The organism is Streptomyces sp. NPDC048248 (assembly GCF_043201875.1).
GTDB lineage: Bacteria > Actinomycetota > Actinomycetes > Streptomycetales > Streptomycetaceae > Streptomyces.
On the sequence record NZ_JBICZL010000011.1, the window covers coordinates 1 to 15,804 of the forward strand.

Below are 15,804 nucleotides of genomic sequence, written 5' to 3' on the forward strand. Positions count from 1 at the left end.
GTCAACCCGAACTACATCATCCCCAGCGTCTTCAACGACAAGGTCGCGGGCGCGGTGGCAGGTGCGGTCCGGGAGGCGGCCAAGGCGGCGGGCGAAGCTGTGACTGCTGCCACGGCGCTCTGAGTACGGCGCGTCGCAGGACACGCCGTCCACAAGGCCCCCATAGGGTGGCTGGCAGTAAACGGCCACAGCCCTGCGGGGCCGGCCCGGAGCGGCACGGTGCGAAACGTCACCACTACGAGGCAGTGGCGCTTTTCGTGTGACCCTCCAGGGTGCCGGATTGGCTTTACCGCCGCAGGTGGGGGCAGGATGCGTATTCGGGCGCGAGGGTCTGTCAGCAGACCCGGGTCCGGGGACTGTCCAAGGGCCCTGGCAGCATCGGCTTCGATCTCACGCCTCATTGGCAAGAAGAACACGGGAGTACAAACATGAACCGCAGTGAGCTGGTGGCCGCTCTGGCCGATCGCGCCGAGGTGACCCGCAAGGACGCCGACGCCGTTCTGGCCGCCCTCGCCGAGGTGACCGGCGAGGTCGTCGCCAAGGGCGACGAGAAGGTCACCATCCCCGGCTTCCTGACCTTCGAGCGCACCCACCGTGCCGCTCGCACCGCGCGCAACCCGCAGACCGGCGACCCGATCCAGATCCCGGCCGGCTACAGCGTGAAGGTCTCCGCGGGCTCCAAGCTCAAGGAAGCCGCCAAGGGTAAGTAACACCCTCAGCACGGCACGAAAGGGCGGCCATCCCTTCCAGGGATGGCCGCCCTTTCGCATGCCCGGGGGAGGGCCGCGGTCCGCGGCGTGTCAGGCCGCCCGGGTGAACGGGAAGTCGGCCAGGTCGACGTCCTCCAGGGAGGCGACGACGGACGTACGGGGGCCGGGTGTGATGCCCGGCACGGTCGGTACGGCCAGCAGGCGGCAGCCCGCGGCCAGCGCGGCGGCCGCGCCGGTCGGGGTGTCCTCCACGGCGAGGCAGTCCGCGGGATCGACGCCCAGGCCCTTCGCGGCGGCCAGATAGGGGTCCGGGTGCGGCTTGCCACGCGGCGCCTCGCCGGAGGTCACCGACAGCGCGAAGCGGTCCGCTCCGAGCGTGCGCAGCACCAGATCGGCGACATGCCGTTCGGACGCGGTGACCAGCGCGGCGGGCACACCCAGCGCGCGGGCCCGGTCCAGCAGCCGCAGGGCGCCTGGCTGCACGGTGACCCCGGCGGCGACCCGGGCGGTGAATTCCCGGTCGAGCAGGGCGGTCGTACGGGCGACGCCCAGTGCCACTCCGTGCTCGCGCACCAGGCGCTCGGCGGCCGCGTCCACCGGGGACCCGGCGAACGCGGTCAGCACCTCCTGTTCGGCGGGGACGCCCTGCTCCCGGAGGAAGGCGGCCACGGTCGCCAGCCACTGGTGCTCGGTGTCGACGAGAGTGCCGTCCATGTCGCACAGCAGGGCTGCGGGGAGCGTGGCGGCGGGCAGAGAGGGCATGCGGGCTCACTGTTCGCTGGAAGGGGCCTTACGGGCCCGTGGGGGGCAGGGCTGAGGGCATGAGGCCGGGTCAGTCGGCCGTGGTGCGCGCCAAGGGGTTGGCCTGGGTGGAGTTGCGCACGGTGAAAACGACCGCACCGGGGCGGTAGCGGTCGTCCGAGGTCTCGACCGGGCGGCCTTCCGCCGTGGTCGTGGTGCGGCGTACGCGCAGCAGCGGGCTGCCCCGTCGCACCCGCAACTCCCGGGCGTCCACCGTGCCCGCCGCGAGGGCGTCGATGTGGTGCTCGCCGTGCGCGAAGACCAGGCCGCAGGAGTCCAGGAGCGCCTGCGTGACGGACTCGCAGTCGGGCGGCAGGGCTTCCACCGCGTCCGCGGTCCAGGCCGCGTACACGGTGCGCTCCAGGAGTACCGGTTCAGCGTCCAGGGTGCGCAGGCGCAGCACCCGCAGCACCTCCGCGCCCGGCGGGAGTTGCAGCAGTGCCGCCTCCTCGCCGTTGGCGGCGCCCCGGGCGGAGTGAAGTACCCGGCCGCCGGGGGAGTGGCCGCCGGCCCGCGCCCACTGGGCGAAGCTGCGCAGCTCGGTGAAGCTCTGGCTGGGCGCCGTGCTGAGCACGATGTGCCGGGCACCCTGGCGGGAGCCGATCAGGCCCTCGGCGAGCAGAGCGGCGAGGGCCTGGCGGACCGTGCCCCGCGAAACGCCGTGCGCGGCGGCCAGTTCGCTCTCCGACGGCAGCGTGCTGCCCACGGGGTGGGCGCCGTCGGTGATGGCACGCCGCAGGGTCTCGGCGATCTGCTGGTGGCGTCGGGTCAACAGGGCTCCTCGCGGCCTGGTGCTGAAGGCTTGCCGGCGGTTTCCCGGTGCCTGCGGACGATCATCCCACCTGTGCACAGTGGTGCGCATCCCGGCTGGTGCGAAGTATGCGTCTAACCGTCTGGCGGAACTCTAAACCTATTCTTTCATAACGCTTATGACCTGCGGTTTTATTGCCCCCAGGGCTTTGTTTGGGGGGTTCCTTGCTGTTAGCTTGCCGAGGCTTACTGACTAGCGGCTTGTCCATACAGGTTGACGGCCGAAGACCCAGGAGTACCCATCGTGCTGTGTCATCCCGGAGGGCGACCCCCGGACCCCCGGCCGAAGAAACCGGCCCGGACGAGGCGCCGGACGGTGACCGCGGTGGCGGTCGCCCTGGCCGCCGCCACCGCCGCGGGCTGCGGCTATGCTCCGGCCGCAGTCACCGGCAAGGCCGCCACCGCCCGTTCGGCCGCGGACCTCGGCGGGATGGACGCGCTGGTCGAGGCCGCCAAGAAGGAGGGCAGGCTCAACGTCTACGCGCTCGCCCCCGACTGGGCGAACTACGGCGAGATGATCAAGACCTTCGAGAAGACGTACGGCATCGAGGTCCACAACGAGAACCCCGGCGGCACCAGCCAGCTGGCCCTGGGCGCCGCCGACAAGCGCCGCGGCCAGGACCGGGCCGTCGACGCCCTGGACCTGGGCACCGCCTTCATGCGCAACGCCCGCGGCAAGAAGCTGCTCGCGCCGTACAAGGTGCGGGGCTGGAAGGACATCCCCCGCACGCAGAAGCAGGCCGACGGCTCCTACCTCAACAACTACGGCGGCTACATCTCGATCGGCTGCGACGCCAAGGCCGTCGAGAAGTGCCCGCGCACCTTCGCCGAACTGCTGGAGCCCCGCTACCGGAACAAGGTCGCTCTCAACGGCAACCCCGCGGAGTCCTCCTCGGCCTTCTCCGCGGTCTTCGCCGCCGCGCTCGCCAACGGCGGCTCCTTCGACGACGTGCGGCCCGGCCTGGACTTCTTCAAGAAGCTCAAGGAGCGCGGCAACTTCGTGCCCGTCCAGTCCTCGCCCGCCACCATCCGCAAGGGCGAGACCCCGATCTCCATCGACTGGGACTACCTCAACCTCGGCTACAGCAAGGAACTCAAGGCCAAGGGCGTCGACTGGAAGGTCACGGTGCCCTCGGACGGCGCCTACGCGCAGTACTACAACCAGGGCGTCAACGCCTACGCGCCGCACCCCGCGGCCGCCCGGCTCTGGCTGGAGTTCCTCTACAGCCCCACCGGCCAGAACATCTGGCTCAAGGGCTACTCCCGGCCCGCCCTCCTGGACGAGATGACGAAGGACGGCACCGCCGACGCACCGGCCGCCGCCCGCCTGCCCAAGGTCCACGGCACCCCCGAATTCCCCACCGGGGAACAGGAGGACGCCGCGAAGGTGGCCATCAACGAGGGCTGGGGCAAGGCCGTCGGCTGACCCCGCGATCCGCCCCTCGACCCTGCTCACCGCTCCCTGGAGAAACCTCCGCGTATGAGTGACCGAACCCCCCTCCCGAGCGCCGGCGGCGCGGCAGCGCCCGCCCCGGCCGGCCGCCGACCACCCCGGGCCGGCGGGCGCACCTGGCCCGCCGTCGTGCCCTTCTTCGCGTTCCTCGTCCTCTGCTTCGGGCTGCCGGCCGGTGCCATGGTCCACGGCGCGTTCACCGCCACCGACCCGGCCACCGGAGCGAGCCACGCCACGCTCGACAACGTCCGCCAGTCGCTCAAGGGCATCTACGCCACCGGCCTCGGCGGCAGCGTCCAGCTCTCCTTGCTGTGCGCGCTGCTGGCGACCGTCCTCGGCACGCTCATCGCGCAGGCCGTGATCTCCTCACGGCGTCCCGTCCTGCGCCGGGCGGTGGTGGCCGCATCCGGAGTGCTCGCCAACTTCAGCGGCGCCCCGCTCGCCTTCGCCTTCGTCGCGACCCTCGGCACCACCGGCACCCTCACCCGGCTCATGTCGCTCGACGCCACCGGCTTCAGCCTCTACACCACCGCCGGACTGGTGCTGGCCTATCTCTACTTCATGATTCCGCTGATGGTGGTCACCGTGCTGCCCGCCCTCGACGGGTTGCGCACCCAGTGGCAGGAGGCCGCCGCGTCCTGCGGCGCCACCCGCGGCCAGTTCTGGCGGCACATCGGCATCCCGGTGCTCACCCCCTCGCTGCTCGGGGGCGCGGTCCTGCTCTTCGGCACCGCCTTCGCCTCGCACGCCACCGCCGCCGTCATGGTCGGCAGTTCGGTGCCGCTGATCACCGTCCAGATCTCCAACGCCCTGGCCGGCAACGTACTGGTCGGCCAGGAGAACCTCGCCCTCGCCATGAGCCTGAACATGGTCGTCATCGCGCTGCTGGTGATGGCCGTACAGATACCGCTGCAGCGCAGGAGCGCCCGATGGCTGGGATGACGACCGCCGCGCAGGCGCCCGTGGCGCCGCCCGAGGAGACGGCGCCCGGCGAGCGCACCCCGGCCCGCCGCGGTCGGCGCCCCTACGGACGCCTCGCCGTCCTCCTCCTCGCCCTGCTCTACTTCGCCGTCCCGGTCGCCGCCTCCTTGTGGTTCACCGTCGACGACCCCGCCAAGGGCTTCTCGCTCGACGTCTACACCGACCACCTGGTCTCCGGCGACATGCTGGGCAGCCTGCTGCTCTCCGTCGAACTGGGGCTCGCCACCGTGGCCTTGGGTCTGCTGCTGGTCGTCCCCGCCATGGTGGTGATCCACCTGCGGCTGCCGCGGCTGCGCCCGGTCGTCGAGATCCTGTGCATGACGCCGCTCGTCGTCCCGCCGATCGCGCTGGTCGCCGGCGTCAACACGGTCCTGTCCTGGGCGCCCGACCTGGCGCGGACGCCCTTCTACCAGACCCTGATGGTCCTCCAGGACGAGAACTTCCCGCTGGTCCTTGTGCTGCTCTACACCGTCATGTCGCTGCCGTTCCTCTACCGGTCGCTGGACGCCGGACTGCGCGGCATCGACCTCAAGACCCTGGTGGAGGCCTCCCGCAGCCTGGGCGCCGGGCGGCTCACCACCCTCGCCCGGGTCGTCGTGCCCAACCTGCGCGCCGCCGTCGTCGGAGGCGCCGTCCTGGGCCTTGCGATGGTCCTGGGCGAGTACACCGTCGCCTCCGTGCTCGGCTACCGGCCGTTCGCCGTCTGGATGGTGGAGGTCGGGGACGCGGACGCCGAACTCGCCGGCGCCGCCGCGATGTTGAGCCTCTTCATCACATGGGGCCTGCTGCTTCTGCTCACCACCTTGGCGGGCGGCCGACGCGACCGCACGCGCAAGCAAAGGAAGACGTCATGAGTGTGTCCGTAGAGAGTGTGACCCCGGCGAGCGCCCCCACGGCGGGCGTGCCCGTCCAGCTCAAGGGGCTGCGCCGCCGGTTCGGCGCCACCACCGCGCTGGACGGCCTGGACCTGGAGATCGCCCCCGGTGAACTGGTCGCCCTGCTCGGTCCCTCCGGCTGCGGCAAGACCACCGCACTGCGCATCATCGCGGGCTTCGAGACCGCCGACAGCGGCGTGCTGACCATGGACGGCCAGGACGTCACGCGGATCCCCGCGCACCGCCGCGACATCGGCATGGTCTTCCAGTCCTACAGCCTCTTCCCGAACATGACCGCCGCCCAGAACGTCGGCTACGGCCTGCGGGTCCGCAAGGCCCCCGCCGCGGAACGGGAAGCGCGGGCGGCCGAGTTGCTGGAACTGGTCGGCCTGCCCGGACGCGGAGGCCACTACCCGCACCAGCTCTCCGGCGGCCAGCAGCAGCGCGTCGCGCTCGCCCGCGCGCTCGCCGCCCGGCCGCGGGTCCTGCTGCTCGACGAGCCGCTGTCCGCGCTCGACGCCAAGGTGCGGCTCACCCTCCGCGAGGAGATCCGCCGCATCCAGCTCGAACTCGGCATCACCACCGTCTTCGTCACCCATGACCAGGAGGAGGCGCTGTCCATGGCGGACCGCGTCGCTGTGATGCAGAACGGCCGGCTCGAACAGTGCGCCGCCCCCGCGGAGTTGTACGAGCGCCCGGCCACGCCGTTCGTCGCGGAGTTCGTCGGGACCATGAACCGGCTGCCGGGCACGCTGCGCGCGGGCGGGACGGTCGAGCTGTTCGGCCGTCGGCTGCCGGTCCACGGCACCGTTCCGGACGCGTGCGCCGAGGACGGCGAGGTCGATGTGCTGGTGCGGCCCGAGGGCCTCGCCGTCGCCGCCGGTACGGTCGCGGGCGCGGAGGGGGCGCCCGCGACCGTACGGGTGGCGACCTTCCTCGGCGCCACCACCCGCCTGCACCTGACCACCGGGGCCGGGCTGCACATCAAGGCCGACCTGCCCAGCTGGGAGGCCGGCGACCTGACGGCGGGCACGCCCTGCACCCTCACCCCGCACGACAACCCGGTGCTGGTGGCCGAGCGGGCCGGCTGACGAAGCGCCGAAGGGCGGCCACCCGGACCGGGTGGCCGCCCTTCGGCGTGTGGTGCGGCGGGCGCGGCAGGTCAGTCGCGCAGCGCGCCGTTCGGCAGCTCGACGTGCGCGCCGAGGCTGACGAGCTTCTCCATGAAGTTCTCGTAGCCGCGGTTGATCAGGTCGATGCCGTGCACCCGGGAGGTGCCCTGCGCGGCCAGCGCCGCGATCAGGTACGAGAAGCCGCCACGCAGGTCGGGGATGACCAGGTCGGCGCCCTGCAGCTTGGTGGGTCCGGAGACGACCGCCGAGTGCAGGAAGTTGCGCTGGCCGAAGCGGCACGCGGAGCCGCCCAGGCACTCGCGGTAGAGCTGGATGTGCGCGCCCATCTGGTTCAGCGCGGAGGTGAAGCCCAGCCGGGACTCGTACACCGTCTCGTGGACGATGGACAGGCCCGACGCCTGGGTCAGCGCGACGACCAGCGGCTGCTGCCAGTCGGTCTGGAAACCGGGGTGGACGTCGGTCTCCAGGGCGATGGCGTCGAGCGAGCCACCCGGATGCCAGAAGCGGATGCCCTCGTCGTCGATCTCGAAGGCGCCGCCGACCTTGCGGAAGGTGTTCAGGAAGGTCATCATCGACCGCTGCTGGGCGCCGCGGACGTAGATGTTGCCCTCGGTGGCCAGCGCGGCGGACGCCCAGGAGGCGGCCTCCAGGCGGTCCGGGAGGGCGCGGTGGTTGTAGCCGTCGAGCTTGTCCACACCGGTGATCCGGATCGTCCGGTCGGTGTCCATGGAGATGATCGCGCCCATCTTCTGCAGTACGCAGATGAGGTCCTCGATCTCCGGCTCCACGGCGGCGTTCGACAGCTCGGTGACGCCCTCCGCGAGGACGGCCGTCAGCAGCACCTGCTCGGTCGAGCCGACCGACGGGTACGGCAGCCGGATCTTGGTGCCGCGCAGCCGCTGCGGGGCCTCCAGGTACTGCCCGTCGGCGCGCTTCTCGATCGTCGCGCCGAACTGCCGCAGCACGTCGAAGTGGAAGTCGACCGGCCGGCCGCCGATGTCGCAGCCGCCCAGGCCCGGGATGAAGGCGTGGCCCAGCCGGTGCAGCAGGGGGCCGCAGAAGAGGATGGGGATCCGCGAGGAGCCGGCGTGCGCGTCGATGTCGGCGACGTTGGCGCTCTCCACGTGCGACGGGTCGAGGATCAGCTCGCCCGGATCGTCGCCCGGGCGCACCGTGACGCCGTGCAGCTGCAGCAGGCCGCGCACGACGCGGACGTCGCGGATGTCGGGCACGTTGCGCAGCCGGCTCGGACCGCTGCCGAGGAGGGCGGCGACCATGGCCTTGGGCACAAGGTTCTTCGCACCGCGAACCCGGATCTCGCCGTCGAGCGGGGTGCCGCCGTGGACAAGCAGTACGTCGTCAGTAGAGACGGTCATGGATCTCGCGTTCCTGGAGACGGGCAGGGCCAATGAGAAATGGTAAGGGCGCCGGAGGGCGTCTCCGTAGAGGTGTGCGTGCTTCGGGCATGTAATGGCTTTGTCACAACACGCTCCGCTACGATCAGGCTTTGATCTGTAATCGCCATTTGGCTGAAATGCAGGTAAATGTCCTGAATGGGTTATCCGGGTGTGTCGCGTGCGCCGGTGCTGCCGCCGTACGCCCTGCCCTGCCCTCGCACGGGTCCGCCCGTTGACTCCCCGCTCAGGCCGGAAGTGCGGGATCATGTGGCCATGACCGAGGTGTCCTCGCTCACAGGCCGGCTGCTCGTCGCCACGCCCGCGCTCGCCGACCCGAATTTCGACCGCGCGGTGGTGCTCCTCCTCGACCACGACGAGGAAGGCTCCCTCGGCGTGGTCCTCAACCGCCCGACGCCGGTCGGCGTCGGGGACATCCTCGCGCCCTGGGCCGAGCTGGCCGGCGAGCCGGGGGTCGTCTTCCAGGGCGGACCGGTCTCGCTGGACTCCGCGCTCGGCGTGGCGGTGGTCCCCGGCGGGCTGTCCAAGGAGGGCGGTGGGCCGCCCGTGGAGAGCGGCGCGCTGCCCGGCGGGGCCGAAGCGGAGGTGGCCGGCGCGCCCGTGACGGACGCGGCGGAGGACATGACGGCCGGCGACGAGCCGCTGGGGTGGCGGCGGGTGCACGGCGCGATCGGGCTGGTCGATCTGGAGGCGCCTCCGGAGCTGCTCGCCGCGGTGCTCGGCAGCCTGCGGATCTTCGCCGGGTATGCGGGCTGGGGACCAGGCCAGCTGGAGGAAGAGCTGGTCGAGGGCGCGTGGTACGTCGTCGAGTCCGAGCCGGGCGACGTCTCCTCGCCGGCCCCGGAGGGCCTGTGGCGGGCGGTGCTGCGGCGGCAGCGCAACGAGCTCGCCATGGTCGCCACGTACCCGGACGACCCGTCGCTGAACTGACCCTCCCCGCGGGCAGCTTGTTACGGCTTCGTCATGGGGAATTGTCAGTGCCCGTCGCTAGGCTTCGAGAGGTCAGGGGAGGTGCGCGGACGCGACGGCGGGCCCGCGCGGGACGAACGGGGAGCCTCATGCACAGGCCGGGCGTGCCCGAGGATCTGGACCATCCGCGTCTGCTGTGGGCGCGGGCCGCGACGCTGGCCGTCGTATCGGCCGCCATGGACGACCGGGACGAATTCACCTGGAGTCCCGCCGGGCTCCAGTGCTGGAACGGCGGCGGCAGCTACTGGTGGCGCCTGCGGCTCCTGGAGGGCGGCCGCGCGCTGCTGTGCGGTCAGGACTCCGACGGCAGCTACACCCACAGCAGGGGCCGGCAGATCGACTTCCTGGCCGGCGGTCCCGACTGGCTGCCCTGGGAGCGGCTGCGCCACGAGGCCGAGGGCAATCTCTTCGGGTTCGTCTACTGGTGGCAGGACGGCGCATGGGGCCGCGCGCCCTATCCCGCGACCATGCTCGACGACGGCCTGGAGATGGCCGTGAGCTGGGCGGGCACCGGCGAAGCCGCCATCGAGCGGATCGTCGACGATCTCGTGGCGTGGACGGAGGCGGACGTCGAGCCCGTGGACGCCGTCCGGGCCGTCCGGGCATTCCTCGCCGCCGCCGAGACCTGCTCGGTCGGTGCCGCGGAGATAGCCGCGCTCCTGGACGCGGTCGTCGACCGCGACTCCTGGTACGAAGTCCGCCCGCAGGCCGCGCTGGCCTTCGCCGCCGAACTGGGGCTGACAGCCGGTGACCGGGGTGCCGTGCCGGTCGCGTCCTGACGGCGGCCGGGCGGGACCCGGGGTGCGGAGGGTGGTCGGGCCCGCCCCGCGGCCTCGGGGCGGGCCCGCGGACGGCTGCGGGCCGAGGCTCCCCGCTTTCCGCGCGCGTGAGTACCCTTGGCAGTTATGAGCACTGTTGAGCCCGAGCGCGGGGCAGGTACGGGGACCCTCGTAGAGCCGACACCGCAGGTGTCGCACGGCGACGGCGACCACGAGCGCTTCGCCCACTACGTCCAGAAGGACAAGATCATGGCGAGTGCGCTCGACGGCACCCCCGTCGTCGCACTCTGCGGCAAGGTCTGGGTCCCGGGGCGGGATCCCAAGAAGTACCCGGTCTGTCCCATGTGCAAGGAGATCTTCGAGTCCATGGGCGCCGGTGGCGACAAGGACAAGGGCGGTAAGGACGGCGGCAAGAAGTAGCCGCGGCCGACCGCCGAGCAGGAGCGCACCAGCGGTTCGACGCAGCCGACGGCTGCGCGGGCCACCCCACCGCGGGCACGGGCCCGGGTCCTCAGGGACCCGGGCCCTTTGTCTTCTCCCGCGCCGGCCGCTGAGCCCTCCGCGGCCCCGTTCGCGCCCTCGTGGGGTACCTCTCGTGAAACGGCCCGTCGCCCCATCGGGCGATTTCCGCCCGATTGCGTCCCCCTGATGGGGTGTCGTCCGGCCGTCCGCCACCGCCTGAGCGGAGCCGATGGTCACGGAGTGGTTGAGACCACTGGGGAGCTCTTGTGAGGCCCTGCCGCCGCGCTTAATCTTCCGGTCAATTGCTCAGTGCGAAACGCTCGTTGCGCATGTTGCAACCATGCCTCGGAGGGTCCTTCCATGCAGCTCCCTGCCCGCATCGCCGCCGCCACCGCATCCGTTGTCCTCGCGTCGCTGACCGCCACCGCCTGCGCACCGTCCACGGCCGACACCGGCGCCAAGGGGGACGCGAAGACCGGCACGCTGCGGGTCTGGCTCTTCCAGGAGGTCAACAACGCTCCCAAGGAGCGGGCGGTGCGGCAGGCCGTGTCGGCGTTCACGGCCGGCCACGAGGGCGTCGACATCGACATCGACTACATACCCGTCGACACCCGCGCGCAGCGGATCAAGGCCGCCTTCAACGACCCGGACAGCGCGCCCGATGTGATCGAGTACGGCAACACCGACACCGCCGGGTACGTCAAGGACGGCGGACTGGCGGACGTCACCCGGGAGTTCGGCGCCTGGCCGGAGGCCGAGGACACCGACGCCACGGCCAAGGAGTCGGTGACCGTGGACGGGAAGGTCTACGGGGCACCGCTGTTCGTCGGTGTCCGCGCGCTGTACTACCGCACCGATGTCTTCAAGGACCTCGGCATCCGCGTGCCGACCACGCAGGCCGAGGTCGTCGCCGCCGCCAAGAAGGTCCGCAAGGAGCGCCCGGAGCTCTACGGCCTCGCGGTCGGCGGCGCGTACACCTATGGCGCACTGCCGTTCATCTGGGCGGCCGGCGGCGAACTCGCCACCGAAAAGGGCGGCACCTACCGCGCCGCCCTCGACGGCGCCGCGGCCAGGAAGGGCATCGCCGCCTACACCGATCTCTTCGGCGACGACAACTGCCCCGCCGCCAAGTGCGCCGACATGGGCGGCAACGACACCGTCACCGCCTTCGCCTCGGGCAAGGCCGCCATGGCCATCGGCGGCGACTTCAACCACCAGGCCGTCGAGGACGGCAAGGTCAAGGGCAAGTACGCCGTGGTGCCGCTGCCGGGCCTCACCAAGGGCCGCATCGCCCCGGCGTTCGCGGGCGGCAACAACATCGGCGTCCTCAACAGCAGCGGCCACCGCACCCTCGCCGTCGGCCTGATGAAGGAACTGGCGGGCAAGAAGACCCAGCGGCGGCTGTTCGACGCGATGGGCTTCCTGCCGACGTACCGCGACGTGCGCGCCGAGGCCGCGCGGCGCAAGCCCTACGTCGCGCCGTTCGTCAAGACGCTCGACGCCGGCGCCAAGTTCGTCCCGGCCGCGCCCGGCTGGGGCGAGATCGACTCCTCACTGGTGCTGCCGACGATGTTCCAGGAGATCGTCAGCGGCCGGAAGGACGTGGACGCGGCCGCCGACGCGGCCGCCCGCAAGATGGACGAGGCCTTCCGGAAGTGAGCACCCCGCGCAGCGGCAGCCGCCGCGGCGGCTGGACGCCCTGGCTGTATCTCGCCCCCGCCCTGGTGGTCCTCGGCGGCCTGCTGGTGTACCCCGTCTACCAACTCGGCCTGATCTCCTTCCTCGAATACACCCAGGCGCAGGTCACCGGTGGCGAGCCGACCACCTTCCAGGGCCTGGGGAACTACGCCGAGCTGTTCGCCGACGGTGAGTTCTGGCGGGTGCTGCTGGCGACCGTGCTGTTCGCCGCGGCCTGTGTGCTGTCCACCGTCACGCTGGGCTGCGCGCTCGCCGTGCTGCTCACCCGCATCCGCGCGCTGCCCCGGCTCGCGCTGATGCTCGCCGGGCTCGGCGCCTGGGCGACCCCCGCCATCACCGGATCCACCGTCTTCGTCTTCCTCTTCGACCCCGACTTCGGGCCGGTGAACAAGGTCCTGGTGGCGCTGGGCATGACCGGCTTCGAGGACTACTCCTGGACCTATGACCGCTACAGCGCCTTCGCCCTGGTCCTGCTCGAAGTGGTCTGGTGCTCCTTCCCGTTCGTGATGGTGACCGTCTATGCGGCCATCCGCGCCGTACCGGGGGAGGTGCTGGAGGCCGCGGCGCTCGACGGCGCCTCGCAGTGGCGGATCTGGCGCAGCGTGCTCGCCCCGATGCTGCGGCCGATCCTCGTCGTCGTCACCATCCAGTCGGTGATCTGGGACTTCAAGGTCTTCACCCAGATCTACGTCATGACCAACGGCGGCGGCATCGCGAGAGCGAACCTCGTGCTCAACGTCTACGCCTATCAGAAGGCGTTCGCGTCCTCGCAGTACAGCCTCGGCTCGGCCATCGGCGTCGTGATGCTGCTGATCCTGCTCGTCGTCACGCTCGGCTACCTGCGGCTGATACGCCGCCAGGGGGAGGAACTGTGAGCCGTCTGCGACCCCTCGCCCTCCGCCGGCCGCGCCGGCCTCGGCGACTGGCCGCGGAGGGCGGCGCGCTGCTCCTCGCCGCCGCCGTCGCCTTCCCCCTCTACTGGATGGTGCTCTCCGCCTTCAAGCCGGCCGGCGAGGTGCAGTCCACCGCACCGCGGCCCTGGACCCTGCAACCCTCGCTGGACGCCTTCCGGCGGGTCTTCCAACAGCAGGATTTCGGCCGTTACTTTTTCAACAGCCTGTTCGTCGCCGGTGTCGTGGTCGTCGCCTCGGCGCTGATCGCCTTCCTCGCCGCCACCGCCGTCACCAGGTTCCGTTTCCGGTTCCGCACCACCTTGCTGATCATGTTCCTGATCGCCCAGATGGTGCCCGTCGAAGCGCTCACCATCCCGCTGTTCTTCCTGCTGCGCGATGCCGGCCACATCGCCCCCGGCATCGGCCTGAACACCCTCGGCTCGCTGATCCTGCCGCACCTCGCCTTCTCCCTCCCCTTCGCGATCTGGATGCTGCGCGGCTTCGTACGGGCCGTACCGGAGGCCCTGGAGGAGGCCGCCTACCTCGACGGTGCGAGCCGCAGCCGCTTCCTGTGGCAGATCCTCTTCCCGCTCGTCCTCCCCGGCCTCGTCGCGACCAGCGTCTTCTCCTTCATCTCCACCTGGAACGACTTCCTGTTCGCGAAGTCCTTCATCATCAGCGCCACCGAGAACTCCACCCTCCCCATGGCGCTGCTGGTCTTCTTCAAACCGGACGAGAACGACTGGGGCGGGATCATGGCCGCCTCGACCGTGATGACCCTGCCCGTGCTGGTCTTCTTCCTACTGGTGCAGCGCCGCCTGGTTTCGGGCCTCGGCGGCGCGGTGAAGGACTGACGTCGTGACCGATGTGCTGACCGACCTGATTCCGCTGCCCCGCACCGTCCGGCCGGTGACCGGAGCGGGCTGCGTCCTGGACGCGGACACCGAGATCGAGGCGCTGCCCGGGACCGAGGATGTCGCGCAGTGGCTGCGCGCCACGATCGGCGCGGCCACCGGCCTGCCGCTGCCGCCCTACGCGGCCGCCGAGAACCGCGTGGTGCTGCGCCTGTCGCCGGAGGCCGAATGGCAGCTGGGGCCCGAGGGCTACCGGCTCGTCACCGAATGCCCCGGGGTCCTCATCGAGGCCGGCACCGGGACCGGGCTGTTCTGGGGCGCCCAGACACTCCGTCAGCTGCTGGGCCCCGCCGCCTTCCGGCGCGCGCCCGTCGACGGCGGGCGGCGGAAGTGGCCGCTGCCCGCGCTGCGGATCGAGGACACCCCACGCTTCGCCTGGCGCGGCATGATGCTCGACGTGGCCCGGCACTTCATGCCCAAGGACGGGGTGCTGCGCTACCTCGACCTGCTGGCCGCGCACAAGCTCAACGTCCTGCACCTGCACCTGACCGACGACCAGGGCTGGCGCATCGAGATCCCGCGCTACCCCGCGCTGACCGAGGTCGGCGGCTGGCGGGAGCGCACCAAGCTCGGCCACCGGGCCTCGCCGCTCTGGGACGAGCGTCCGCACGGCGGCTTCTACACCCAGGACGACCTCCGCGAGATCGTCGCCCACGCCGCCGCGCGGCACATCACCGTCGTCCCCGAGATCGACATCCCCGGCCACTCACAGGCCGCCATCGCCGCATATCCCGAATTGGGCAACACCGACGTCCTCGACACCGGCGCGCTGAAGGTCTGGGACACCTGGGGCGTCAACCCCAACGTCCTCGCCCCCACCGACCGCACCCTGCGCTTCTACGAGCACGTCCTGGAGGAGGTCCTGGCGCTCTTCCCCTCGCCGTTCGTGCACATCGGCGGCGACGAGTGCCCCAAGGACCAGTGGCGGGCCTCGCCCACCGCCCGGGCGAGGATCGCCGAGCTGGGGCTGGCCGACGAGGACGCGTTGCAGAGCTGGTTCATCCGGCACTTCGACCGCTGGCTCGCCGACCGCGGACGGCGCCTGATCGGCTGGGACGAGATCCTGGAGGGCGGCGGCCCGGCACCCGGCGGCGACACCACGGCGTGTGGCCTCGCCCCGGGCGCCGCCGTCTCCTCCTGGCGCGGGTACGCCGGCGGCATCGCCGCCGCCCGCGCGGGCCACGACGTCGTCATGTGCCCGGAGCAGCAGGTGTATCTCGACCACCGTCAGCACGCGTCCCCCGAGGAGCCGGTGCCGATCGGGTACGTGAGGACCCTGGAGGACGTCTACGGTTTCGAGCCGGTGCCCCCGGAGCTGGCGGGGGAGGACGCCGCCCGCGTCCTGGGCACCCAGGCCAACGTGTGGACCGAGGTCATGGACAGTCAGCAGCGTGTCGACTACCAGGTCTTCCCGCGCCTCACCGCACTCGCCGAGGTCGCCTGGTCGCAGCTGCCGCCGCCGGCCGCCCGCGACCACCACGACTTCGCCCGGCGGATGACCACCCATTACGCCCGCCTGGACGCCCTCGGCGTCGACTACCGCCCGCCGGGTGGCCCCCACCCCTGGCAGAAACGCCCCGGCGTGCTCGGACGCCCGATCGACGGGGCGCCCCCAAACGTGTGAGCCATGGTGCAAGGAGGGCGCCCGCCGGGCCGGACCCTGGGACGGTGGTGCCCCGCACCGCCACACGGGCGAGGAGCACCCCTCGAAAGGCACACCGTTCGCCCCGCCACGACGCAAGGCACGGCAATCCACGGCTTTCCCCGCACATCCATCGCAGCGGGCGAAAGTGGACCAGCGGCCCGTTCGGGGACGGAACGTCGCTTCGTGGACCCTCGCGTCGTGGGTCCGGGAAGATGTGCCAGAGTTGCCACGTCCGGGCTGTGAGCACGTACCGTACGGCGGAGCGG

At 71.5% G+C, this 15,804-nt stretch carries 15 protein-coding genes; 12 read left to right on the forward strand and 3 right to left on the reverse strand.

Annotation, left to right across the window (positions count from 1 at the left end):
• Positions 1-428: 428 nt before the first annotated feature.
• Entirely contained in the window at positions 429-710 is a 282-nt protein-coding gene (locus ACGFZW_RS24165) for an HU family DNA-binding protein (RefSeq protein ID WP_006605312.1), read from the forward strand.
• Positions 711-800: 90 nt separating this feature from the next.
• Here ACGFZW_RS24165 and ACGFZW_RS24170 read toward each other — a convergent pair whose 3' ends face one another.
• Together ACGFZW_RS24170 and ACGFZW_RS24175 are read right to left on the reverse strand one after the other, a co-directional pair.
• Positions 801-1,472 (reverse strand): HAD family hydrolase, encoded by a 672-nt coding sequence (locus ACGFZW_RS24170; RefSeq protein WP_393895293.1) that lies wholly within the window; start codon positions 1,470-1,472, stop codon positions 801-803.
• A gap of 70 nt (positions 1,473-1,542) precedes the next feature.
• Entirely contained in the window at positions 1,543-2,283 is a 741-nt protein-coding gene (locus ACGFZW_RS24175) for a GntR family transcriptional regulator (protein ID WP_393895294.1), read from the reverse strand.
• Positions 2,284-2,637: 354 nt separating this feature from the next.
• Between ACGFZW_RS24175 and ACGFZW_RS24180 the strand changes: the two genes are divergently transcribed.
• The 4 genes from ACGFZW_RS24180 to ACGFZW_RS24195 are packed head-to-tail and all read left to right on the forward strand — an operon-like array spanning position 2,638 to position 6,721.
• Positions 2,638-3,747 (forward strand): extracellular solute-binding protein, encoded by a 1,110-nt coding sequence (locus tag ACGFZW_RS24180; protein ID WP_393895295.1) that lies wholly within the window; start codon positions 2,638-2,640, stop codon positions 3,745-3,747.
• 54 nt (positions 3,748-3,801) lie between these two features.
• Complete coding sequence (locus ACGFZW_RS24185) at positions 3,802-4,716, forward strand: ABC transporter permease (RefSeq protein ID WP_393895296.1); 915 nt, start codon at positions 3,802-3,804, stop codon at positions 4,714-4,716.
• Positions 4,704-5,609, forward strand: coding sequence for an ABC transporter permease (locus ACGFZW_RS24190; RefSeq protein WP_393895297.1), 906 nt, complete (start codon positions 4,704-4,706; stop codon positions 5,607-5,609). Before ACGFZW_RS24185 ends, ACGFZW_RS24190 begins: the two co-directional genes overlap by 13 nt.
• Positions 5,606-6,721: an ABC transporter ATP-binding protein gene (locus tag ACGFZW_RS24195; protein WP_393895298.1), complete on the forward strand. Its 1,116-nt coding sequence runs from the start codon at positions 5,606-5,608 to the stop codon at positions 6,719-6,721. The genes ACGFZW_RS24190 and ACGFZW_RS24195 overlap by 4 nt, the downstream gene beginning before the upstream one ends.
• Positions 6,722-6,792: 71 nt before the next feature.
• Here ACGFZW_RS24195 and murA read toward each other — a convergent pair whose 3' ends face one another.
• The gene (gene murA, locus ACGFZW_RS24200; protein WP_393895299.1) at positions 6,793-8,139 is read right to left on the reverse strand and encodes a UDP-N-acetylglucosamine 1-carboxyvinyltransferase; all 1,347 of its coding nucleotides are present in this window, start codon (positions 8,137-8,139) and stop codon (positions 6,793-6,795) included.
• Between the two features lie 294 nt (positions 8,140-8,433).
• Between murA and ACGFZW_RS24205 the strand changes: the two genes are divergently transcribed.
• The 7 genes from ACGFZW_RS24205 to ACGFZW_RS24235 all read left to right on the forward strand — a co-directional run bounded on the left by ACGFZW_RS24205 (position 8,434) and on the right by ACGFZW_RS24235 (position 15,517).
• On the forward strand, positions 8,434-9,108 hold the full coding sequence (locus ACGFZW_RS24205) for a YqgE/AlgH family protein (protein ID WP_393895300.1): 675 nt from the start codon (positions 8,434-8,436) through the stop codon (positions 9,106-9,108).
• A 128-nt stretch (positions 9,109-9,236) separates the two neighbouring features.
• Positions 9,237-9,926 carry a hypothetical protein gene (locus tag ACGFZW_RS24210; protein ID WP_393895301.1) on the forward strand — a complete coding sequence of 230 codons (690 nt, stop codon included), beginning with the start codon at positions 9,237-9,239 and terminating at the stop codon, positions 9,924-9,926.
• Positions 9,927-10,052: 126 nt separating this feature from the next.
• On the forward strand, positions 10,053-10,346 hold the full coding sequence (locus ACGFZW_RS24215; RefSeq protein WP_078568732.1) for a DUF3039 domain-containing protein: 294 nt from the start codon (positions 10,053-10,055) through the stop codon (positions 10,344-10,346).
• A gap of 402 nt (positions 10,347-10,748) precedes the next feature.
• Complete coding sequence (locus ACGFZW_RS24220; protein WP_393895302.1) at positions 10,749-12,047, forward strand: extracellular solute-binding protein; 1,299 nt, start codon at positions 10,749-10,751, stop codon at positions 12,045-12,047.
• Positions 12,044-12,961, forward strand: a complete 918-nt coding sequence (locus ACGFZW_RS24225) for a carbohydrate ABC transporter permease (RefSeq protein ID WP_393895303.1) — start codon at positions 12,044-12,046, stop codon at positions 12,959-12,961. The genes ACGFZW_RS24220 and ACGFZW_RS24225 overlap by 4 nt, the downstream gene beginning before the upstream one ends.
• On the forward strand, positions 12,958-13,833 hold the full coding sequence (locus tag ACGFZW_RS24230; RefSeq protein WP_393895304.1) for a carbohydrate ABC transporter permease: 876 nt from the start codon (positions 12,958-12,960) through the stop codon (positions 13,831-13,833). The genes ACGFZW_RS24225 and ACGFZW_RS24230 overlap by 4 nt, the downstream gene beginning before the upstream one ends.
• Before the next feature lie 4 nt (positions 13,834-13,837).
• The gene (locus ACGFZW_RS24235) at positions 13,838-15,517 is read left to right on the forward strand and encodes a beta-N-acetylhexosaminidase (RefSeq protein WP_393895305.1); all 1,680 of its coding nucleotides are present in this window, start codon (positions 13,838-13,840) and stop codon (positions 15,515-15,517) included.
• Positions 15,518-15,804 lie beyond the last annotated feature (287 nt).